This is a genomic window from Streptomyces sp. MI02-7b, assembly GCF_033793585.1.
Lineage (GTDB): Bacteria > Actinomycetota > Actinomycetes > Streptomycetales > Streptomycetaceae > Actinacidiphila.
Window position 1 is genome coordinate 301146 of sequence record NZ_JARAWX010000004.1, and the last position, 21773, is coordinate 322918.

General features: G+C 72.3%; 19 protein-coding genes. 4 read left to right on the top strand and 15 right to left on the bottom strand.

The window, feature by feature from the left end; translation table 11 throughout:
- The first annotated feature begins 108 nt into the window (after positions 1–108).
- Positions 109–480, top strand: coding sequence for a nuclear transport factor 2 family protein (locus PV364_RS08280; RefSeq protein ID WP_319659077.1), 372 nt, complete (start codon positions 109–111; stop codon positions 478–480).
- A 33-nt stretch (positions 481–513) separates the two neighbouring features.
- Complete coding sequence (locus PV364_RS08285) at positions 514–1089, top strand: carboxymuconolactone decarboxylase family protein (RefSeq protein WP_319659078.1); 576 nt, start codon at positions 514–516, stop codon at positions 1087–1089.
- Between the two features lie 24 nt (positions 1090–1113).
- Here the strand turns inward: PV364_RS08285 and PV364_RS08290 are convergent, their stop codons facing one another.
- The 3 genes from PV364_RS08290 to PV364_RS08300 form a co-directional block, all read right to left on the bottom strand.
- Positions 1114–1689: a helix-turn-helix domain-containing protein gene (locus PV364_RS08290; protein ID WP_319659079.1), complete on the bottom strand. Its 576-nt coding sequence runs from the start codon at positions 1687–1689 to the stop codon at positions 1114–1116.
- 338 nt (positions 1690–2027) lie between these two features.
- Entirely contained in the window at positions 2028–3362 is a 1335-nt protein-coding gene (locus PV364_RS08295) for a class I SAM-dependent RNA methyltransferase (RefSeq protein WP_319659080.1), read from the bottom strand.
- 77 nt (positions 3363–3439) lie between these two features.
- The gene (locus PV364_RS08300; protein ID WP_319659081.1) at positions 3440–5491 is read right to left on the bottom strand and encodes an APC family permease; all 2052 of its coding nucleotides are present in this window, start codon (positions 5489–5491) and stop codon (positions 3440–3442) included.
- Between the two features lie 137 nt (positions 5492–5628).
- Between PV364_RS08300 and PV364_RS08305 the strand changes: the two genes are divergently transcribed.
- Positions 5629–6297 carry a TrkA family potassium uptake protein gene (locus PV364_RS08305; protein ID WP_319659082.1) on the top strand — a complete coding sequence of 223 codons (669 nt, stop codon included), beginning with the start codon at positions 5629–5631 and terminating at the stop codon, positions 6295–6297.
- Positions 6294–6962, top strand: a complete 669-nt coding sequence (locus PV364_RS08310) for a potassium channel family protein (protein WP_319659083.1) — start codon at positions 6294–6296, stop codon at positions 6960–6962. The genes PV364_RS08305 and PV364_RS08310 overlap by 4 nt, the downstream gene beginning before the upstream one ends.
- 94 nt (positions 6963–7056) lie before the next feature.
- Here PV364_RS08310 and PV364_RS08315 read toward each other — a convergent pair whose 3' ends face one another.
- The 12 genes from PV364_RS08315 to PV364_RS08370 all read right to left on the bottom strand — a co-directional run bounded on the left by PV364_RS08315 (position 7057) and on the right by PV364_RS08370 (position 21772).
- Complete coding sequence (locus tag PV364_RS08315; protein ID WP_319659084.1) at positions 7057–7818, bottom strand: DUF3159 domain-containing protein; 762 nt, start codon at positions 7816–7818, stop codon at positions 7057–7059.
- 3 nt (positions 7819–7821) lie between these two features.
- On the bottom strand, positions 7822–8220 hold the full coding sequence (locus PV364_RS08320) for an OB-fold nucleic acid binding domain-containing protein (RefSeq protein ID WP_319659085.1): 399 nt from the start codon (positions 8218–8220) through the stop codon (positions 7822–7824).
- 31 nt (positions 8221–8251) lie between these two features.
- On the bottom strand, positions 8252–8935 hold the full coding sequence (locus PV364_RS08325) for a response regulator (protein WP_319659086.1): 684 nt from the start codon (positions 8933–8935) through the stop codon (positions 8252–8254).
- Positions 8936–8999: 64 nt separating this feature from the next.
- Entirely contained in the window at positions 9000–11543 is a 2544-nt protein-coding gene (locus PV364_RS08330) for a sensor histidine kinase KdpD (RefSeq protein WP_319659087.1), read from the bottom strand.
- Positions 11544–11688: 145 nt separating this feature from the next.
- Positions 11689–14235: an ATP-binding protein gene (locus PV364_RS08335; protein WP_319659088.1), complete on the bottom strand. Its 2547-nt coding sequence runs from the start codon at positions 14233–14235 to the stop codon at positions 11689–11691.
- Between the two features lie 167 nt (positions 14236–14402).
- Complete coding sequence (locus PV364_RS08340) at positions 14403–15707, bottom strand: hypothetical protein (RefSeq protein WP_319659089.1); 1305 nt, start codon at positions 15705–15707, stop codon at positions 14403–14405.
- A gap of 472 nt (positions 15708–16179) precedes the next feature.
- On the bottom strand, positions 16180–16809 hold the full coding sequence (gene kdpC, locus PV364_RS08345; RefSeq protein ID WP_319659090.1) for a potassium-transporting ATPase subunit KdpC: 630 nt from the start codon (positions 16807–16809) through the stop codon (positions 16180–16182).
- A gap of 5 nt (positions 16810–16814) precedes the next feature.
- Positions 16815–18959: a potassium-transporting ATPase subunit KdpB gene (kdpB, locus tag PV364_RS08350; protein WP_319659091.1), complete on the bottom strand. Its 2145-nt coding sequence runs from the start codon at positions 18957–18959 to the stop codon at positions 16815–16817.
- Positions 18956–20617 (bottom strand): potassium-transporting ATPase subunit KdpA, encoded by a 1662-nt coding sequence (gene kdpA, locus PV364_RS08355; RefSeq protein ID WP_319659092.1) that lies wholly within the window; start codon positions 20615–20617, stop codon positions 18956–18958. Before kdpA ends, kdpB begins: the two co-directional genes overlap by 4 nt.
- Positions 20618–20626: 9 nt before the next feature.
- Positions 20627–20716 carry a K(+)-transporting ATPase subunit F gene (gene kdpF, locus PV364_RS08360; protein WP_073491767.1) on the bottom strand — a complete coding sequence of 30 codons (90 nt, stop codon included), beginning with the start codon at positions 20714–20716 and terminating at the stop codon, positions 20627–20629.
- Positions 20713–20931: a hypothetical protein gene (locus PV364_RS08365; protein WP_319659093.1), complete on the bottom strand. Its 219-nt coding sequence runs from the start codon at positions 20929–20931 to the stop codon at positions 20713–20715. The genes kdpF and PV364_RS08365 overlap by 4 nt, the downstream gene beginning before the upstream one ends.
- Before the next feature lie 73 nt (positions 20932–21004).
- Positions 21005–21772, bottom strand: coding sequence for a DUF3710 domain-containing protein (locus PV364_RS08370; protein WP_319659094.1), 768 nt, complete (start codon positions 21770–21772; stop codon positions 21005–21007).
- Between the last annotated feature and the right edge of the window lies 1 nt (position 21773).

The following is a 21773-nucleotide window of genomic DNA, read 5'->3' on the forward strand; positions in this document are numbered from 1 at the left end:
ATGACCGGCCTCACGTTGGTACCGGACTCGCAGGTCCGGTACCGTTCGGTCATCCGGACCTTTGAGTCCACATCTCTGTGCACCGCCTCTCGGAAGGACACACGAGCGATGACCCACGCACGGATCAGCGAAGCCCTCACGGCCCTGGTGTTCGAGCCCCGACTCCCCCTGGACGAGGCCCTGGACACGTACTACGCCCCCGACTACACCCACCGCAGCGACGGCACGACCATGGACCGCGCGGAGTTCGCCGCCATGGTCGCCCGCACCCGCGCCGGGATCACCCGGGGCACCGTGACCGTGCTCGACGAACTGCGGGACGGCTCCACCTATGCCGAACGGCACGTCTTCGAGATCACCCTGGCGGACGGCTCCACCCAGCACCGGGAGATCGCCGTCTTCGGCACGCTCGCCGAGGACGGCAGGTTCCGGCACCTGAGCGAGACGGGCTTCAGCGTCGCCACGGACCCTGCCGCCTGATCCGCCCGTCCACCCCTGCGAACGGAGAACCACATGCCCCGCCTGGCGAACCCCGACCCCGACACGCTCCCCGCCGACGTACGCGAATTCCTCTCCTTCCTCCCGCCGGACCCGCTGGTCAAGATGCTGTCCCACGCGGCCGGCACGGTGCGGCCCTTCATCGAGCTCGCCAAGGCGCAGTTCACCTCGCTGGAACTGCCCGCCCGCTCGCGGGAGCTGGTGATCCTCACGGTGGCCGCGTACGCGGACTGCGCCTTCGTCGCGGCTCAGCACGAGCCGATGGCGCAGGCCGCCGGTATCGACGAAGCAACCCGCCGGCTCATCGCCGACCGGGAACCGGAGAGCCCCGGCCTGTCCCCGTACGACCGGGCGGTCGTCCGCCTCACCGCAGAGGTGGTGCGGCACCCACGGGTGTCCGACGAGATCTTCGGGGAGGCACGGCGGTTCCTCAGCGCGCGCGAACTCGTCGAGGTACTGCAGGTGGCGGGCTACTACTGGTCGTTCAGCAGGGTGTGCACCGTGCTCGACGTCGAGATCACGAAGGTGTACGGCGCCGGGGAACCCCTCCTGTCCGACGACGCCCCCGGCCCCGGCGCCGACGCGCAGTGACCCGAGGGCGCCCGGCGTCCGCGCTCAGGGCCGCAGTGCCTGGAGCACCAGTTCCCCGTAGCGCCGCCACACCGCCGGATCGCGTTCCGCGACGGTCATGAGCTGCAGGGCCGCACCGCACAGGATGACGCGCAGATCCAGCAACGTCGCGTCCTCGCGGACCGTCCCGGACACCTTGGCCGCCTGCATCAACTCCGTCAGCACGGTCAGGACCGAGCCGGCCGCGGGCGAGGTCGCCTCGGCCAGCCGTCCGGCCAGCAGCCGGTCGCGGGCCAGGTTCTCGAAGAGCCGCAGCACATAGGCGTGGAACGCGCGCTCGGGGCCGGTCTCGCCCAGCGCGGCCTCCGTGTCCCGCTTGAGTTCCTCAAGGCGCAGTTGCGCGATCGCCTCGACCAGATCCTCCTTGGCCGGGAAGCTCCGGTACACCGTGGCCTTGCCGACCCCCGCCCGGGCCGCGATCTGCGGCACGGTGGCCTGCGGGCCGAACTCGGCGAACACCTCGATCGCGGCCGCCACGACCCGCTCGTGATTCCGGCGTGCGTCCGCCCGCCTCAGCGGTGCCGCCTGCGCCGGTTCCCCCCGCGCCTCGGAAGTCTGCATGCCACCAGTCTGCACGTCCTGCCCGGTGGACCGTGCCAGGCCGCCGCCCGGCCCCGGCCCGGCACCCCTCGGTCACGGCCGGTGACGCGGATCACGTCCGGAACCGCATCGGCGCGGCCGGGAGGGACCTCCCACGCGAACGACAACGGCCGCTCGGCGCCCCGCCCGTGACGGCCGGTCGGACGCGGTCGCGCCGGAGGGGTTGCTCCCGGGCACACGTCCCGATCCGCCGGCCGGTCCGGCGCCCGCCGGAACCGGCGTCACGGGCGTCGTCCCGCGGGGGGACGCCGACCGCAACGCCCGCGGCGCGCCATGGCACGCCCGCACAGGACAGCGGGTCAGGAAGGTTCGGGCGCGGGCTCCAGAATCGCGACGCACTCCACGTGGTGCGTCATCGGGAAGAGGTCGAACGCCCGCATGCGCCGCGGGACATAGCCGGCTTCGCCGAACCAGCGCAGGTCGCGGGCGAGGGCGGCGGGGTCGCAGGCGACGTAGGCGATGCGGCGGGGGCCCAGGGAGGCGACGTGGCGGACGGTCGCGTGGCCCGCGCCGGTGCGGGGCGGGTCGAGGACGACGAGGTCGGCCTCGGTGATGCCGGTGCGGGGCAGGACGGTCTCGACCTTGCCCTGTTCGATGCGGACCCGGTCGAGGTCGCCGAGATTGTGGCGGGCGTCCTCCACCGCGCGCTTGCCGGACTCGATGCCGAGCACGGCACCGGTCTCGCCGACGCGCTCGGCCAGGGCGCCGGCGAACAGGCCCACGCCGCAGTACAGGTCGAGGGCGGTCTCGCCCTTGCGGGGCGTGAGGCCCTGCATGACGGCCTCGACCAGGAGCTCGGCGGCCATCGGGTGGACCTGCCAGAAGCCGCCGGACCCGACGCGCCAGGTGCGGTCGTCGGCCCGTTCGCGGACGAAGCCGCGGCCGTGGACGCGGTGCACACCGCCCTGCTCGTCGACCCGCATGACCGACACCGGCCGGTCGAGCTCCACGATGGGCAGCCGGCCGCCGGGACGCGGCGTGACGATGACCTGCCGGTCGGAGGAGCCGGTGGCGGAGATCGCCTCGACGGTGGCGATGCCCGGCCAGTCGCGGGACTCCACGCCCAGCTCGGAAACGCCCGGGGCGGCGATCAGGCAGCGGTCGATCCGCTCGACCTCGTGGGAGCGGTGGCGGCGCAGGCCCGCGTGCCCCTCAGCGTCGACGGCGTACTGGACGCGGGTGCGCCAGGCCGGGACCTCGCCCTTGGCGACCTTGTCGCCCGGCGCGGGCTCCACGGTGCCGTCCCAGCCGGCCTCCTGCGGGGTGAGGCCGCCGAGCCGCTCCAGCTGCTCGGTGATGACCTGGACCTTCAGCCGCCGCTGCGCGCCGGGCGCCGCGTGCTGCCAGTCGCAGCCCCCGCACTTGCCCGGTCCGGAGAAGGGGCAGGGCGCCTCGACCCGGTCAGGGGAGGCCTGGAGGATCTCCACCGCGTCGGCGCGCAGGAAGCGGGAGTCCGGGCCGCCCTCGGTGACCTCGGCGATCACGCGCTCGCCGGGGAGGGCGTGCCGGACGAACAGCACCTGGCCCTCGTGGCGGGCGACGCAGTGACCGCCGTGCGCGACGGGGCCGACCTCGACCTCGTAGCGCTCGCCGACGAGGGCGTCGGCCTCAGGGGCCTTCGTACGGTGCTGCATCTCGGAACGGGCTCCTGACAACGGGGGCGGGATGAGGACGGCAGCTCACCAGTCTACGGTGCGCCACCGCCCTCCCCTCACGCCCGTCCGCTGGGCTCCCGGCGCCTGCGCGGGCGGCCGACCTCGCCGCGGCGCACCGAACCGGGCGCGTTCCACTCGGCGCCCTTGCGGGCCCGGACCTTGGCACGCTCGGAGGACTCCAGCTGCCAGGGCACCGAGGTGACCATCACACCGGGGGTGAACAGCAGCCGGCCCTTGAGCCGCAGGGCGCTCTGGTTGTGCAGCAGATGCTCGTACCAGCGGCCGACCACGTACTCCGGGATGAAGATCGAGACGACGTCGCGCGGGCTGCTGCGGCGCAGGCTCTTGACGTAATCGACGATCGGCCGGGTGATCTCGCGGTAGGGCGAGTCCAGCACCTTCAGCGGCACGTCGATGCCGCGCCGCTGCCATTCGGCCTGCAGCGACTTGGTGTCGGCGGGGTCGACGTTGATGCTGAGCGCCTCCAGCGTGTCCGAGCGGAACAGCTTGGCGTAGGTCAGGGCGCGCAGCGTGGGCTTGTGGACCTTGGAGACCAGCACGATCGAGTGCACCCGGGAGGGCTTGGCCTCCTCCTCGCCGGGCTCCTCCGCGGCGGCGAGCTCGCTGGAGACCCGGTCGTAGTGGCGGCGGATGGCGGTCATCGTGGCGTAGAACAGGCCCATGCCGAGCACCGCGACCCAGGCGCCGTGGGTGAACTTGGTCAGCAGGACGACGACCAGCACCAGACCGGTGAAGAAGGCGCCGAAGGTGTTGATCGCGCGTGAGCGGATCATGTGACGGCGCACCGCCGGGTCGGTCTCGTCGGCCAGGTGCCGGTTCCAGTGCCGGACCATGCCGATCTGGCTCAGGGTGAACGACACGAAGACGCCGACGATGTAGAGCTGGATCAGCCGGGTCGAGTCGGCCCCGTAGAGGTACACCAGCACCGCGGCGAACGCGGCCAGCAGCACGATGCCGTTGCTGAAGGCGAGCCGGTCGCCGCGGGTGTGCAGCTGCCGCGGCAGGTAGCGGTCCTGGGCGAGGATCGAGCCGAGCACCGGGAAGCCGTTGTAGGCGGTGTTGGCGGCCAGGAAGAGGACCAGGGCGGTGGCCCCCGCCAGGAAGATGAAGGGGATCGAGCCGTCGCCGAAGACGGCCGAGGCGACCTGGGCGATCACCGGGTCCTGGGTGTAACCCGCGCCGACCGGCTTGCCGTTGACCAGCAGGTCGGTCGCCGGGTTCTCGGCCATCCGCACCTTGGTGTACAGCGCGAGCGCGATGATGCCGCAGAACATCGTCACCGCGAGCAGGCCCATGGCGGCCAGCGTCGTGGCGGCGTTCTTCGACTTCGGCTTGCGGAAGGCGGGCACGCCGTTGCTGATCGCCTCGACGCCGGTGAGCGCCGCGCAGCCGGAGGAGAAGGCGCGCAGCAGCAGGAAGACCAGGGCGAAGCTCGCCAGCCCGGTGTGCTCGGCCTTGATCGTGTAGCCCGCGGTCGGGGCGTGCATCTCACTGCCGGTGGCGATCTTGAAGATGCCCCAGAGCAGCATGCAGAAGACGCCGAACACGAACGCGTAGGTGGGGATCGCGAAGATCGTCCCGGACTCGCGGACGCCGCGCAGGTTCATCAGCATGAGCAGCACGATCATGCCGATCGCGCCGATCACCTTGTGCTCGACGAAGAACGGCACCGCGGACCCGAGGTTCTCCACGCCCGAGGCGACCGACACGGCGACGGTGAGCACGTAGTCCACGAGCAGCGCGCTGGCCACGGTGAGCCCGGCACGCGGCCCCAGATTCGTGGTGGCGACCTCGTAGTCGCCGCCGCCGGAGGGGTAGGCGTGCACGTTCTGCCGGTACGAGGCGACGACCGTGAACATCAGCACCACGACCGCGACCGCGATCCAGGGGCTGAAGTGGTAGGCCGACACTCCCGCGATCGACAGGACGAGGAGCACCTCGCCCGGCGCGTACGCAACGGAGGACAGCGGGTCCGAGGCGAAGACCGGGAGGGCCAGCCGCTTGGGCAGGAGGGTCTCCCCGAGCTTGTCGCTCCGCAGCGCCCGCCCGATCAGGATCCGTTTCGGAAGGTCGGTCAGTTTGGACACCCGAGGATGTTAGAGGATCGTCAAGGTTTTCGATCCACCGCCCACCTATCGAGCGGTTACGTGCGTGTGTAGCTTTGGCCGCGGTCTGAGACCCTGAGAGGGAATCGGCCACATTGTTGACAGCCGGAAGGACGGTCGTGCACGTCGTGATTATGGGTTGCGGGCGAGTGGGTTCCACTCTCGCGCACTCCCTTGAGCAGCAAGGTCATACAGTGGCCGTGGTGGACCAGGATCCGACGGCGTTCCGCCGCCTGGGCTCGGGTTTCAGCGGACGCCGCGTGACCGGGGTCGGATTCGACCAGGACACGCTGCGCGAGGCGGGCATCGAGGAAGCCGGCGCGTTCGCCGCCGTCAGCAGCGGGGACAACTCCAACATCATCGCGGCCCGGGTGGCCCGTGAGATGTTCGGCATCGAGAACGTGGCCGCCCGTATCTACGACCCCCGCCGTGCCGAGGTGTACCAGCGCCTGGGCATCCCGACCGTGGCCACGGTGCGCTGGACGGCCGACCAGATGCTGCGCCGCCTGCTGCCGTCGGGGGCCGAGCCGTTGTGGCGCGATCCGAGCGGTGGGGTGCAGCTCGCCGAGGTGCACACCGACACCGCGTGGGTGGGCCACAAGGTCAGCCGGCTGCAGGAGGAGACCGGAGTGCGCGTGGCGTTCCTCACCCGGCTCGGCGAGGCGATGCTGCCCACGTCCGAGACGGTTCTGCAGGAGGGCGACCTCGTGCACGTGATGATGCGCACGAACGAGGTCGAGCAGGTCGAGGCCGCGTTCGCCAAGGGTCCCGAGGAGACGAACCGATGAGGGTCGCCATCGCCGGGGCGGGCGCCGTGGGCCGCTCGATCGCGGGTGAGCTGCTGGAGAACGGCCACGAGGTCCTTCTGATCGACAAGAACCCCACCTCGATCTCGGTCGAGCGGGTGCCGCAGGCGGAGTGGTTGCTGGCCGACGCCTGCGAGATCACCTCGCTGGACGAGGCGGCGCTGCAGCGCTGCAATGTGGTGATCGCCGCCACGGGTGACGACAAGGTCAACCTCGTGGTCTCGCTGCTCGCCAAGACGGAGTACGGCGTGCCGCGCGTGGTCGCCCGGGTGAACAACCCGAAGAACGAGTGGCTGTTCAACGAGGCCTGGGGCGTGGACGTGGCGGTCTCCACACCGCGTCTGATGTCGGCCCTGGTCGAGGAGGCGGTGAGCGTCGGCGACCTGGTCCGGCTGCTGCGCTTCAGCCAGGGTGACGCCAACCTCGTCGAGTTGACGCTGCCCGAGGAGGCCGCGCTGGTCGGCACCCGCGTCGGCGACGTGAACTGGCCCGAGGACACCGCGCTGGTGACCATCATCCGCGGTCACCGGGTGCTCACCCCGTCCAAGGACGACGCGCTGGAGGCGGGCGACGAGCTGCTGTTCGTCGCGGCCCCGCACCGCGAGGAGCAACTGGAGGACCTGCTCTCGGTCCGCAGCGGCGCGTAGCAAGACCAGCACCGCGCAGACGAAGGGGCGCCCGGAACCGTGCGGTTCCGGGCGCCCCTTCGTTCGTTGCGGAGCAAGCCGCCGGCGGGCGGTGTCAGCGCTCCGCGGCCTCCTTGGCGGCCCGTTCCTCGGCCTCCTTGGCCTCCTCCGCCTCCATCTCGGCGATCACGTCGATCGGCGGCGGGGCCTTGGCGAGGAAGATCCACGTCAGGTAGACGGCGAGCAGGAACGGCGGGATGCCGAGTGCGACCTTGACCCAGCCGAGCTGGGTGGCGTTGCCCCAGAAGTACAGGGGGAAGAGGATCGCCGACTTGGCCAGCAGGATGACGCCCCAGGCCCAGGTGGACTTGGTGTACGCGACCAGCCGCCCGGGGTTCCTGGTCTTCCAGGACAGGTTCTCCTTCAGGATCGGGCCGAGCAGCAGCCCGATCAGGGGGTACCCCACCAGCGCCGAGACCACGTAGGCGACCGCGAGCCCGAGGGTGTACAGCATGCCCGGCAGGTAGAAGTTCTTCGCGTCCCCGGAGAGCATCGCGAAGACCGCGCCGAAGGCGACGCCGAAGACACCGCTGAAGGCGTGCTTGAGGGTCTGCTTGCGCACCACCCGGGCGAGGGCCAGCACCAGCGAGAGGCCGAGCGCGGCCGCGGCCGCGGTCTTGATGTCGCGGTTGATCGTGTAGATCAGCACGAAGACCAGGCCGGGCACCGTGGTGTCCACCATGCCCCAGACGCCGCCGAAGGCCTCCAGGAGCGCGTGGTCGGCGGCCGCCCTGGAAGCGGCCGCGTCGTGCTCCGGGCCCTGAGGCCCGGCATCGGTGCCGGGCTCTGTCCCGGTCCGCTTGTCGATCGACGCCACCGGCTACTCCTGTCCGACCGGACGCAACTCGTACTTGGGGTTGAACAGCACCGGACGGCCTCGGTTCATGGAGATCCGGCCCGACGCGATGATCCTGCGGCCCGGCTCGATGCCGACGATGCTCCGCCGGCCGAGCCACACCACGTCCAGCGGTGCCGAGCCGTCGAACAGCTCCGCCTCCAGCGCGGGAACGCCCGCACGGGGACGCAGCGTGACTGCGCGCAGTGTACCCGTCACCGTGACGATGTCACGGTCGTGGCAGTCGCAGATCCGCGTGCACCCGACGTCCGCTGTGTCCTTGCGCAGTTCGTCGGAGTGCAGCTCCTCCTGGGAGGTGGACAGGCGGTCGAGCATCCGGCGAAAACGGCCGCCAGGTCGGTCCGAACGGGTGGTACCACTCATACTCCGAAGGGTACCGGGCCGCGGGGCAGGATCACTTCTCGAAGCGGTAGCCCATCCCCGGCTCGGTGATGAAGTGCCGGGGATGCGCGGGATCCGCCTCCAGCTTGCGCCGCAGCTGCGCCATGTAGACCCGGAGGTAGTTGCTCTCCGTGCCGTACGAGGGCCCCCAGACCTCCTGGAGCAGCTGCTTCTGGCTGACCAGGCGGCCGGTGTTGCGGACCAGGACCTCCAGCAGGTGCCACTCGGTCGGGGTCAGGCGCACGTCGGCGCCGTCGCGGTTGACCTTCTTGGCGGCCAGGTCGACGGTGAAGGACTCGGTCTCCACCGTGGCGGCGCCGTCCTCGGGACCGCCGGGCGTGGCCCGCCGGACGGCCGCGCGCAGCCGGGCCAGCAGTTCGTCCATGCCGAAGGGCTTGGTGACGTAGTCGTCCGCGCCCGCGTCCAGCGCCTCGACCTTCTCGTCCGACGCCTGGCGGGCGGAGAGCACGATGATCGGCACCCGGGTCCAGCCGCGCAGGCCCCGGATCACCTCGACGCCGTCCATGTCGGGCAGACCGAGGTCGAGCACGATGACGTCGGGGTGGCGGGCGGCCGCGAGCGCGAGCGCGGTCGCACCGTCATGGGCGGCGTCGACCTCGTATTTGCGGGCACGCAGGTTGATCACGAGAGCCCGCACGATCTGCGGCTCGTCGTCGACCACGAGCACCCGGTTCATGGGGCCTGCCTTTCGTTCACTGCGACATTCGTGGGGGCGGCGGTCGTGGGACCGGGCGACGCGCTCATGTCGTCGCCTCGGCGGGGAGGTCCGGCGTCGCGGGAGGACTGCCGGGCGCGGCCTTCAGGGTGAGCACCATGGTCAGCCCGCCGCCGGGGGTGTCCTCCGGGTGCAGCGTCGCGCCCATGGCGTCGGCGAAGCCGCGGGCGACCGCCAGGCCGAGGCCGACACCGTTGCCGCGAGGGGCGTCGCCGTAGCGCTGGAAGGGCTCGAAGATGCGGTCCTTGGCACTGTCGGGGACGCCCGGTCCGCGGTCGACCACGCGCAGGTCGACGCGGTCGCCGAGGGCGCTGGCGGCGACCAGGACCCTGGTGCCCTCGGGGCTGTACTTCACGGCGTTCTCGACGATGTTGGCGACGCTGCGCTCCAGCAGTCCCGGGTCCACGGAGACCATGGGCAGGGTCTCGGGGACGTCCAGGCTGACGCTGCCGTCGGGAACGCCGCGCAGGGCCTTGGGCACGACCTCGTCCAGGTCGATCTCGCGGATCAGCGGATTGACGGTGCCGGTCTGCAGCCGGGACATGTCGAGCAGGTTGCCCACCAGGTTGTCCAGCCGGTCGGCGCCGTCCTCGATGCCCTCCAGCAGCTCGGCCTCGTCCTCCTCCGACCAGGCGACGTCGTCCGAGCGCAGGGAGCTGACCGCTGCCTTGATGCCCGCGAGGGGGGTGCGCAGGTCGTGGGAGACGGCGGCGAGCAGGGCGGTGCGGATGCGGTTGCCCTCGGCGAGCCCGCGGGCCAGGGCGGCCTCGTCCTCCAACCGCTGCCAGTCCAGAACCCCGGCCGCCTGGGCCGCGAAGGCGGACAGCACACGGCGGTCCGAGGCCGGCAGCACGCGGCCGGTGAGGGCGAGCGAGAGGTTGTCGCTGACCGGCACCTCCACGTCGGCGTCCTCGGGGCGCAGGCACGGGCTGCCGCCGACACCGGCGGCGCAGGTCCACGCCTCGTGCTCGCCGGCCCGCTCCAGCAGGACCACGGAGTCCATGCCGAAGGTCTCCCGTACCCGCTCCAGCAGCGCGTCCAGCGAGTGCTCGCCACGCAGCACGCTGCCCGCCAGATAGGACAGGATCTCCGCCTCGGACTGGAGTCTGGCCGCCTGGTGCGTGCGGCGGGCCGCCAGGTCCACGACCGAGGCGACGGCGAGGGCGACCACCACGAAGATGACGATGGCGATCAGGTTCTCGGGCTTGGAGATCGTGAAGGTGTGCAGGGGCGGCGCGAAGAACCAGTTCAGCAGCAGGGAGCCGCCGACGGCGGAGACCAGTGCCGGGTAGAGGCCGCCGGTGAGCGCCGCCGCCACCGTCAGGGCCATGAAGAGCAGCATGTCGGTGGCCAGACCGAGGCCGCTGTGCAGATTGGTCAGCACGACGCAGAGCAGGACCGGGCCGAGCACGCCGGTCAGCCAGCCGGCGATCACCCGGGAACGGCCGAGCCGGGCGCCGCGCGCGATGGGCAGCCCGCGCCCCTTGGCGGCCCGCTCGTGGGTGACGATGTGCACGTCGAGGTCGGGGCCGGACTCCCGGGCCACGGTCGCGCCGACGCCGGGGCCGAGTACGTACTGCCAGGCAGGGCGGCGGCTGGTGCCCAGCACGATCTGGGTGGCGTTCACGCCGCGCGCGAAGTCCAGCAGCGCGGTGGGCACGTCGTCGCCGACGACGTGGTGGAAGGAGCCGCCGAGGTCCTCCACCAGGGTGCGCTGGACCGCGATCTCCTTGGGCGAGCCGGCGGCCAGGCCGTCGCTGCGGGCGATGTGCACGGCGAGGATCTCGCCGCCCGCGCCCTTGGCGGCCATCCGGGCCGCGCGCCGGATCAGGGTGCGTCCCTCGGGGCCGCCGGTGAGGCCGACCACGATGCGCTCGCGGGCCTGCCACGTGGACGAGATGTGGTGGTCGGCGCGGTACTGCCGCAGGTACTCGTCGACCCGGTCGGCGACCCACAGCAGCGCGAGTTCGCGCAGCGCGGTCAGGTTGCCCGGCCGGAAGTAGTTGGACAGGGCCGCGTCGACCTTGTCGGAGGCGTAGATGTTGCCGTGCGCCATGCGGCGGCGCAGGGCCTGCGGCGACATGTCCACCAGCTCGATCTGGTCGGCCCTGCGGACCACCTCGTCGGGGACGGTCTCGCGCTGCCGCACCCCGGTGATCGACTCGACGGCGTCGCCGAGCGACTCCAGGTGCTGGATGTTCACCGTCGATATGACGTTGATCCCGGCCTGCAGCAGTTCCTCGACGTCCTGCCAGCGCTTCTCGTTGCGGCTGCCGGGGACGTTGGTGTGGGCGAGCTCGTCGACCAGGGCCACCTCGGGGCGGCGGGCGAGCACCGCGTCGACGTCCATCTCGGTGAACGTGGTGTCCCGGTACTCGATCTCCTTGCGCCGTACGACCTCCAGGCCGTGCAGCATGACCTCGGTACGGGGGCGCCTGTGGTGCTCGACGAAGGCCACGGCAAGGTCGGTGCCCCGCTCCAGCCGCCGGTGGGCCTCGGAGAGCATGGCGTAGGTCTTGCCCACTCCAGGGGCGGCCCCCAGGTAAATCCGCAAAATGCCGCGTGCCATGACTCCACGTTCCGCTTCGTTGCGCCGACCGTCCGACGCGCCGACGTTGCAAATCCTATGGTCCCAGCAAAGGACAAACAGGACATGGTGCTCGGCACCTGGTCATGTTGACGTGGCCTTGACGCCCCGTGGCGGCCACTGGTCCTCAGGCGGCCGCCTGCCGCGGCGTCCGGGCGGCGGGCAGGGACAGCACCATGGTGAGCCCGCCGCCCGGTGTGTCCTCGGGGACGAGGGTGCCGCCCATGGCCTCGGCGAGGCCGCGGGACAGGGCGAGCCCCAGGCCCAGGCCGGTGCTGTTGTCAGTGTCGCCCAGGCGCTGGAACGCCCCGAAGACCCGCTCGCGCGCGTCCGGCGGCAGCCCCGGTCCCCGGTCGGCGACGCGCAGCTCCACCCGGTCGGCCAGCGAGCCGGCGGTGACCAGCACGGGCTTCCCGGCGGGCGCGTACCGGACCGCGTTCGCGACCAGATTGGCCAGCACCCGCTCCAGCAGCGGCGCGTCCGCGAGGACGTCGGGGGCCCGCTCCAGCTCCGGCGCGAGCACCGCCGCCCGGTCCTCCGGAAGGCTGTCCAGGGCGAGCGGCAGCACCTCGCACAGCGCCGTGGGCACCGGCCGCGGCGTGAGGGCGCCGGCCTGCAGGCGGCTCATGTCGAGCAGGTTGTCCACCAGGCGGCCGAGCCGGGCCATGGACTCGTCGGCCGTGGCGAGCAGTTCCTCGCGGTCCTCGGCGGAGAATTCGACGTCGCTGCTGCGCAGCGAGCTCACCGCCGCCCAGCCGCTGGCCAGGGGGGTGCGCAGGTCGTGGCTGACGGCGGCGAGCAGCGCGGTGCGCATGCGGTCGGCCGCCTTGACCGGCTCGATCTCGGCCGCGGCCTCGGCCAGCCGGGCGTGCTCGACCGCGGCGGTCAGGTGGGCGGCGAACGCGGTGAGCACCCGGCGTTCCGAGGCGGCGAGACCCCGGCCGCGCAGCACCAGGCGGGCGTCGGCGCCGATCGGCACGATGACCGGCGGCGGCCCCTCCCCGCCGGCCGGCTCGCCGGCTCCGGTCAGCAGCTCGGCGCTGTCCATTCCGAAGACCTCGCGGGTGCGCTCCAGCAGCAGGGGCACGGCCTGGTCGCCGCGCAGGACGTCGCCCGCCAGCGAGGACAGCGTCTCCGCCTCGGCCGTCGCGCGGGCGGCCCGGCGGGACAGCCGCTGCGAGCGGTCGACCATGGCCGCGACGGTCACCGCGACCGCGGCGAACACGAGGGTGGCCACGGCGTTGTTGGTGTCGTTGATCGTGAAGCGGCCGACGGGCGGGATGAACCAGTAGTTGAGCAGCAGCGAGGCCGCGACCGACGCCAGCAGCGCGGAGACCACCCCGCCGATGCAGGCGACGCCGACCACCGTGAGCAGGAAGAGCAGCGCCTGGCTGGTGAGGTTGAGGTGCCCGCGGGTGTTCGCGAGCACGACGGTCAGCAGCGCGGGCAGCACGAGGCCGGCCACCGGCCCGGCGAGCCTGCGCGCCGGCGGCACTCCGCCGCCGGGCGCGGAGGGCAGGCGCCCCAGGCCGGCCCGCTCGTGGGTGACCATGTGGACGTCGATGTCCCCGGAGTGCTCGACGGTGGTCTCGCCGACGCCCGGCCCGGTCACCATCCGGGCCAGCCGGCCGCGCCGGCTCACCCCGACCACCAGCTGGGTGGCGTTCTCGGCGCGGGCGAAGTCCAGCAGCGCTGTGGGCACGTGGTCGCCCACGACGGTGTGGTGGCTGCCGCCCAGGCCCTCCACGAGCTGCCACTGCTCGGCGAGGCTGCCGGGCGGGATGTCCGTGAGGCCGTCGCTGCGGACGACGTGCACCGCCAGGACGTCCCGAGCCCGGCCCGCCCCGAGGGTGCGCCCGCCCGCCGCGCGGTCGGCGATCCGTACCGCCCGGCGGATCAGCGTCTCGCCCTCCGGGCCGCCGCTCAGCGCCACCACGACGCGCTCGCGGGTCTCCCAGACCCGGCCTATACCGTGTTCCGTGCGATACCGCTGCAGGGCCTCGTCGACCCGTCCGGCCAGCCACAGCAGGGCCAGTTCGCGCAGAGCGGTGAGATCGCCGATCCGGAAGCGGTGGGCCGGCGCGGCGTCGATACGGCCGGGTTCGCAGACGTTTCCGTGCGCCAGGCGACGGCGCAGCCCCTCGGGCGGGATGTCCACGAGCTCGATCTGGTCGGCCCGGCGGACGATCGCGTCGGGCACGGTCTCCGGCTCCGGGACACCGGTGATCTCCCGCACCACGTCGTTCAGGGACTCCAGGTGCCGGATGTCGACCGCGGTGACCACGTCGATCCCGGCGGCCAGCAGCTCGGCGACGTCCTGCCACCGCTTGGCGTTCCGGCCGCCGGGCGCATTGGTGCGGGCGAGTTCGTCGACCAGCGCCACCGCGGGACGGCGGGCGAGCACGGCGGCGACGTCGGGTTCGGCGCGCTCCACACCCTGGTGCGTACTCCGCCTCGTGGGCACGGCCTCCAGGCCGTGCAGCATCTCCAGCGTGCGCGGGCGGCCGTGGCACTCCGCGAGGGCCACGACCACGTCCGTGCCGCGCGCGGCCCGCCGTCGGCCCTCGTCGAGCATCCGGTACGTCTTGCCGACCCCCGGAGCCGCGCCGAGGTACACCTTGAGCCGACCGGGCACCCGGCCCGGCGGATGGCCCGCGACGACGCTGTGCGCCACCTGATGCGCCTCCTTGCGCGGAGTGTGCGGTTCGGAGCACCGCCTCACTGGCAGCGAAGCGCTTCGCCGTCTTCGCCGCCCAGGCCGTTGGCGAAGCCATGACGCCGCGCGGAGCGCCCTTGACATCCCCTTGACGTGGGCTGACCGGCCGCCCCCGCCGGCACCGGTCAGCGGAACTCGGCGAGGCGGGGGCGCAGGCCCAGCAGGACCAGGGCCGCCGCCGCGGCCACACCGCCCGCGAGCCCGAGCGGCTGAGGGAGCGCGCCGCGGGCGCCGTCGGCGGAGGCGCGTTCGTAGGCGGACATGTTGATGGCGATGACGTCGCGCAGCGCCGCGTCGAGGGCGGCGAAGTCGTGGTTGGACTCACCGGGGCCGTAGCCGGTGCAGTAGGCGACGGCCTCGGTGTGCCGGCCGGCCCGGGCGAGGGTGCGGACGGTGCGGTCGTCGCGCTGGTAGGCCCGGTAGCGGGCGAGCACCCGGCCGGCGGCGGCGCGTTCGCCGGGGAAGGTGATGTTCCGGAACTCGTCGCCGAAATAGCCCGTCGCGCCGTCGGCGACGCGGACGTCGTCGAGCCCCGTGGCGTAGGTGTCGATCGTGGCGCCCGGCACCCGCAGCAGCCGCTGGCTCTTGCCGAGGAAGGCGGCCTCCTGCGCGCCGGAGTGGGCCCGGTCCAGCAGGTAGCGGGACTCGTCGGCGTTGGCGTCGTACGCGACGGCACGGGCGCGGGTGAGGGCCAGAACGGAGTCGAACGCGTCCCGCCGGGCGACGTCCAGGTCGTGCCGCTGGGTGCCGATCCCGGCCGCGCCCACGACGGTCACCGCGAGCACGAGGAGAGTGGCCGCGACGGCACCGGGGTTGACCACGCGGCGGAAACGTCCCGCGAGGTGGATCTGCAGCGCGACGAGGACGGCCAGCAGCGCCAGGCCCGTGCCGATCAGCGCGGCGCGCGCCCACGCGGCCCGTCCGAGGGCGTCCCGGTAGGTGTGTTCGAAGGCGCGGTCGTTCGCGGTCACCAGGGCGTCGGCCTCGGGCAGCAGGCGCGTCCGCATCAGGTGCGAGGCGTTGCGGTACTCCGCGGTGCGGCCGAGGGCGAGGGCGCGGGCGGCCAGTTCCTCGTACGCCCCGAAGTCCGCGATGGCGCCGGCGACCTCACGCCCGCCCGCCGGATCACCGGCGGCCGCCGCGGCCAGGTCGCGGAGGTAGCCGGCGGCCTCGACGCGGCGCCGCTCGTACACGCGGGCCGCGTCGGCGCGGGTCCGGGCGAGGGACGCGGTGTCGCCGGCCAGCAACTGGTTGGCGATCTGGGCGTCCATGTCGTTGAGGGCGAAGTACAGCCCGGTCGCGCTGGTCACACGGGGTGCTGAGTGGTCCCGGACCGCGTCCCAGGAGGCGTCGGCGGCCACGCCGCCGGTCACCAGGACGGCCGCGAGCGCGGCGCACGCGGTCAGCACGACCGCGCGGAAGCCGCGCAACCGTGCCGGTTCGGTGACCGGGCGACGGCCGCGCGGCCTCCGTGGCCGGCGCGCGGGGGCCTCCGGCGGGACGCGGTGGCGTCCTTCCGGGTCCGCTTCCGGCGCCCCCGCAGGCGCCTCCCGGCCTTCCGCAGCAATGACGGCGACCGCCATCGGGCTGCGCCCCCCTCCGCACACCGCGGAGCGGCCTCCGCAGGCCCCCCTCGCGAGCACCACTCTTCCCGCGATCGCGGCCCCGTCCCCCCGCCTTGGCGGGTTCCGTACGCCGCCCCCGACGCCCTTGACGCGTCCCTGACGCGCGGCCCGCGTTCTCCCACGCCGGCGGCCCCCCTGCCGACCGGGCGCGGGCGCGATCCCTTCGAGGCTCACGGCCTGGATCTGCGGCCGGTGCACGGCGGACCGGGGCCGCCCCCTTCGGAGCGCGACGGCGGGACGGCGTACGCCCGCACCCGTCGCGGACGGGAGGGGATGGTCAGCGGGCCAGCTGCCGGAGGGCGATGTTGAGCTCCAGGACGTTGACGGTCGGCTCGCCGAGGAAGCCCCACTCACGGCCGTGCGTGTGCTCCTCGACGAGCCTGGCGACCTCTGCGGTGGGCAGGCCGTTGGCCTTGGCGACCCGCGCCGTCTGGACGGCCGCGTAGGCCGGGGAGATGTCCGGGTCGAGGCCGGAGCCGGAGGCCTGGACCGCGTCGGCGGGGACCTCGGACCGCGGCACGTGGTTGAGAGCGGCGACCTCCTGCCCCCGCTCCTTCACCAGGTCGGTCAGCGTCTTGCCGGTGACCGCCAGGTTGGAGGCACTGGTGTGGGTCGGGTCGTAGGGGCCCGCACCGGCGCCCGCGTCGGCGGCCGAGGGGCGCGGCTGGAACCACCGGGGGTCGGGCGCGAAGTCCTTGCCGGTCGTGAAGTTCTGGCCGATGAGCCTCGACCCGACGACCCTGCCGTCGGCCCTCACCTCCGAGCCGCCCGCCTGCCGGCGGAAGGCCGCCTGGCCCACGCCCCACACCGCGACGGGGTAGGCCACGCCGAGCACCACGGTCAGGACCAGCAGAGCGCGCAGCGCGCTCCACAGCAGCCGGGCGGAATGGCGTACGGAAGCGTTCATGGCCGTCAGCCGATCCCGGGGATCAGGGAGATGAGCAGGTCGATGATCTTGATGCCGATGAACGGGGCGACCAGGCCGCCGAGGCCGTAGATCCCGATGTTGCGGCGGAGCATCCGGTCGGCGCTGCTCGGCCGGTACCGCACACCGCGCAGGGCGAGGGGCACCAGCGCGATGATGATCAGCGCGTTGAAGACGACCGCGGACAGGATCGCGGACTCCGGCGAGGACAGCCGCATGATGTTGAGCTTGTCCAGGCCCGGGTGGACGACCGCGAACATCGCGGGGATGATCGCGAAGTACTTCGCCACGTCGTTGGCGATGGAGAAGGTCGTCAGCGCGCCACGGGTGATCAGCAACTGCTTGCCGATCTCCACGATCTCGATCAGCTTGGTCGGGTTGGAGTCCAGGTCCACCATGTTCCCGGCCTCCTTGGCGGCCGAGGTGCCGGTGTTCATCGCCACGCCGACATCGGCCTGCGCCAGCGCCGGGGCGTCGTTGGTGCCGTCACCGGTCATCGCGACGAGTTTGCCGCCCGCCTGCTCCCGCTTGATCAGCGCCATCTTGTCCTCGGGCGTCGCCTCCGCGAGGAAGTCGTCCACACCCGCCTCCTGCGCGATCGCCCGCGCGGTCAGCGGGTTGTCACCCGTGATCATCACCGTGCGGATACCCATCCGCCGCAGCTCGTCGAACCGCTCCCGCATGCCCTCCTTGACGACGTCCTTCAGATGGATGACACCCAGGACCCGGGCCCGGTCACGGTCCTTCACCGCGACCAGCAGCGGGGTGCCGCCGGCGGCGGAGATGGAGTCCACGACCCGCTGGGCGTCGGCCGCGACGTCGCCGCCGTTCTGCGCGACCCACGCGGTCACCGCGGACGCGGCGCCCTTGCGGACCTTCCGGTCCTCCAGGTCGACGCCGGACATGCGGGTCTGGGCGGTGAAGGCCACGAACTCGGCGCGACCGAGCTCGCCCTCGCTCCGGGCCCGCAGGCCGTACCTCTCCTTCGCCAGGACGACCACGGAGCGGCCCTCGGGCGTCTCGTCGGCCAGCGACGACAGCTGCGCCGCGTCCGCCAGTTCGGCCTCGCCCCCGCCCGGCACGGGGACGAGCTCCGAGGCCTGGCGGTTGCCGAGGGTGATGGTGCCGGTCTTGTCCAGCAGCAGGGTGGAGACGTCACCGGCGGCCTCGACGGCACGGCCGGACATGGCCAGCACATTGCGCTGCACCAGCCGGTCCATGCCCGCGATGCCGATCGCCGACAGCAGGGCGCCGATGGTCGTCGGGATGAGACAGACCAGCAGCGCGACCAGGACGATCATCGACTGCTCGGCGCCCGCGTAGATCGCGAACGGCTGCAGGGTCACGACCGCCAGCAGGAAGACGATGGTCAGCGAGGCCAGCAGGATGTTGAGCGCGATCTCGTTGGGCGTCTTCTGCCGTGAGGCGCCCTCGACCAGCGCGATCATCCGGTCGATGAAGGTCTCGCCCGGCTTGGTGGTGATCCGGACCTCGATGCGGTCCGAGAGCACCTTGGTGCCGCCCGTGACGGCCGAGCGGTCGCCGCCGGACTCCCGGATGACCGGGGCCGACTCACCGGTGATCGCCGACTCGTCCACCGACGCAACGCCCTCGACGACGTCACCGTCACCCGGGATGACGTCACCGGCCTCGCACACCACCAGGTCGCCGACGCGCAATTCGGCGCCCGGGACGTGCTCCTCCTTGCCGTCGACCAGACGGCGGGCGACGGTGTCGGTCTTGGCCTTGCGCAGGGTGTCGGCCTGGGCCTTGCCGCGGCCCTCGGCGACCGCCTCCGCCAGGTTGGCGAAGGTCACGGTCAGCCACAGCCAGACGGTGATCGCCCAGCCGAACCAGGCGGCGGGGGACAGCGCCGCCAGCACGGTGGTGAGCACCGAGCCGACCAGGACGACGAACATGACGGGGGACTTGACCATCACCCGGGGATCGAGCTTGCGCAGCGCGTCCGGCAGGGACTTCAGCAGCTGCGCCGGGTCGAACAGACCGCCCGAGACGCGCCCGCCCTGACCCGTGTCGGGGGCGTGCGGCGCCGTCCCTCCCTTGGACGCGCGCGCGGACGATTCCGTGGACTTGGATTCCCCCGCGGGGTCGGTACGGTCCGGGCGGCTCATGACAGCCCCTCCGCCAGCGGGCCGAGGGCCAGCGCCGGGAAGTAGGTCAGACCCGTCACGATCAGGATCGCGCCGACGAGCAGGCCCGCGAAGAGCGGCTTCTCGGTGCGCAGGGTGCCGACGGTGGCCGGGACCGGCTTCTGCTGGGCGAGCGAACCCGCCAGGGCCAGGACGAAGATCATCGGCACGAACCGGCCGAGGACCATCGCGAGGCCGAGCGTGGTGTTGTACCACTGCGTGTCGGCGCTCAGCCCCGCGAAGGCGGAGCCGTTGTTGTTGCCGGCCGAGGTGTAGGCGTACAGCACCTCCGAGAAACCGTGCGGGCCGCTGTTCAGCATGGAGTGCGGCGGGGTCGGCAGCGCCATGGCCAGGGCCGTGAAGCAGAGCACGATCGCCGGGGTGACCAGGATGTAGAGCGCGGCGAGCTTGATCTGGCGCGTGCCGACCTTCTTGCCCAGGAACTCCGGGGTGCGGCCGACCATCAGACCCGCGAGGAACACCGCGATGATCGCCATGATCAGGATGCCGTACAGGCCGGAACCGGTGCCGCCGGGAGCGATCTCGCCGAGCATCATCGACAGCAGGGCGATGCCGCCGCCGAGCCCGGTGAAGGAGGAGAGGGCGGAGTCCACCGCGCCGGTCGAGGTCAGTGTCGTGCTGACCGCGAAGAGCGACGAGGCCCCGACGCCGAAACGCTGTTCCTTGCCCTCCAGCGCGGCGCCCGCGATCTGGTTCGCCGATCCGGGGTGGGCGAACTCCACCCAGCTCATCAGGGCGACGAAGCCCACCCAGATGACCCCCATGGCGGCGAGGATCGCGTAGCCCTGCTTCACACTGCCGACCATCGTGCCGAAGGTCCTGGTGAGGGAGAACGGGATCACCAGGATCAGGAAGATCTCGAAGAGGTTGGTGAACGCGTCGGGGTTCTCGAAGGGGTGGGCCGAGTTGACGTTGTAGAAGCCGCCGCCGTTCGTGCCCAGCTCCTTGATGGCCTCCTGGGACGCCACCGGTCCGCCGGTCAGGGTCTGCCGGCCACCCGCGAGCGTGGTGACGTCGTGCCAGCCGGCGAAGTTCTGCACCGCGCCGAAGGCCATCAGGACGATCGCGGCGACGAAGGCGATCGGCAGCAGGACGCGGATGGTTCCGCGGACCATGTCGGCCCAGAAGTTGCCGAGATCTCCGGTGCGGGACCGGGCGAAACCGCGGACCAGCGCCACGGCCACCGCCATGCCGACCGCCGCCGAGACGAAGTTCTGCACCGCCAGGCCGCCGGCCTGGGCGGCGTGCCCCATGGTGTTCTCGCCCATGTACGACTGCCAGTTCGTGTTGGTCACGAACGAGGTCGCGGTGTTGAACGCCTGGTCGGGGGTGATCGCGGCGAACCCCAGGGAGAGCGGCAGGTGGTTCTGGACCCGCAGGAACAGGTAGAGGAACAGCACGCCCACGAAGGAGAAGGCCAGGACCGCTCGCAGATAGGACGGCCAGCGCATCTCGGCGTCGGGGTCGGCCCCGAAGCAGCGGTACAGGACGCGCTCGACCCGCAAGTGCCTGCGGGAGCTGTAGACGGCGGCCATGTAGTCGCCGAAGGGCCGGTACACCAGGGCCAGCGCCGCCACGAGGGCGGCGACCTGGAGCACCTGCGCGAGGACGGGGCTCATGTCCGCGCCTCAGAACCTCTCGGGGAAGACGAGGGCGAGGACGAGATAGCCCAGCAGAGCGACGGCCACGACGAGGCCGACGATGTTCTCGGCACTCACAGCTTCGTCACCGCCTTGGCGATGAAGGCCACCAGCGCGAAGACCGCGACCGTGGTGGCCACGAAGACCAGATCGGCCATCGTGCGCTCCCGGATCAGGAAAGAACGGACAATGACCAGGACAGCAAACATCCCGTCAACAGGCCGCCCGAGCGCGTCCGCGTCGTACTGACGGGCGCCCGGGCCCGCCGTGGTGATCTCTTGGGAGGAACCCATTCGACCTGCGAAAACGCCGATGGGCCGACCCCGCGGAAGCGGGTCGGCCCATCGGACGGGCGGTACGGCGGCGCTAGTGCACCTCGGTGATCTCCGGTCCGCGGCGCATCGGGTCGATGCCGTCGGAGAAGCGCCCGCCGTCCTGGTCCTGGGCGATGCCCTCGGGGACCATCTGGGCGTCGTTCGGCAGCTTCAGCACGATCGGGTCGCGCGGCGCCATCGGGGTCTCGCCGCGCAGGACCACGGTGTCGCGGAAGATCTGCTCCAGCAGGCCCGCGGTCTCCGGCTGCACGGCACCCTGGCCGGAGATGACGCCGCGCAGGAACCAGCGCGGTCCGTCGCAGCCGACGAAGCGCACCACCTGCACGCCGTTGTTCCCGTTGGGCAGCTGGACCGGCACCTGGGCGCGCAGCTCCCAGCCGAGCGGACCCTCGACCTCGTCGACGATGCCGCCCTGCTTGGTGATCCCGGACGCGATCTCGTCACGGACCTCGCCCCAGATGCCCTCGGACTTCGGCGCCGCGAAGCCCTGCAGCTGGATGGCGCTGTCCCGCAGCACCACGGTGGCGGCGACGATGGACTCGCCGGCCACCTCGACCCGCAGCTCCATGCCCTGGACGCCGGGCACGAACAGACCACCGAGGTCCACCCGGCCCTCGCCGGGCGTGCCGACCTCGCTCACGTCCCACGGACCGTCCGGCCTCGGGGCGGGCGGAAGGTTGTACCGACGGGACTCCATGGAGTCGTCCGACTCCTCGGCGTCTTCGGCCAGCTCGTCAGGGCTCTCGGCCTCGAGCTCGTCGAGGGCGTCTTCGCGCTCCTTGCGACGACGACGGAACACG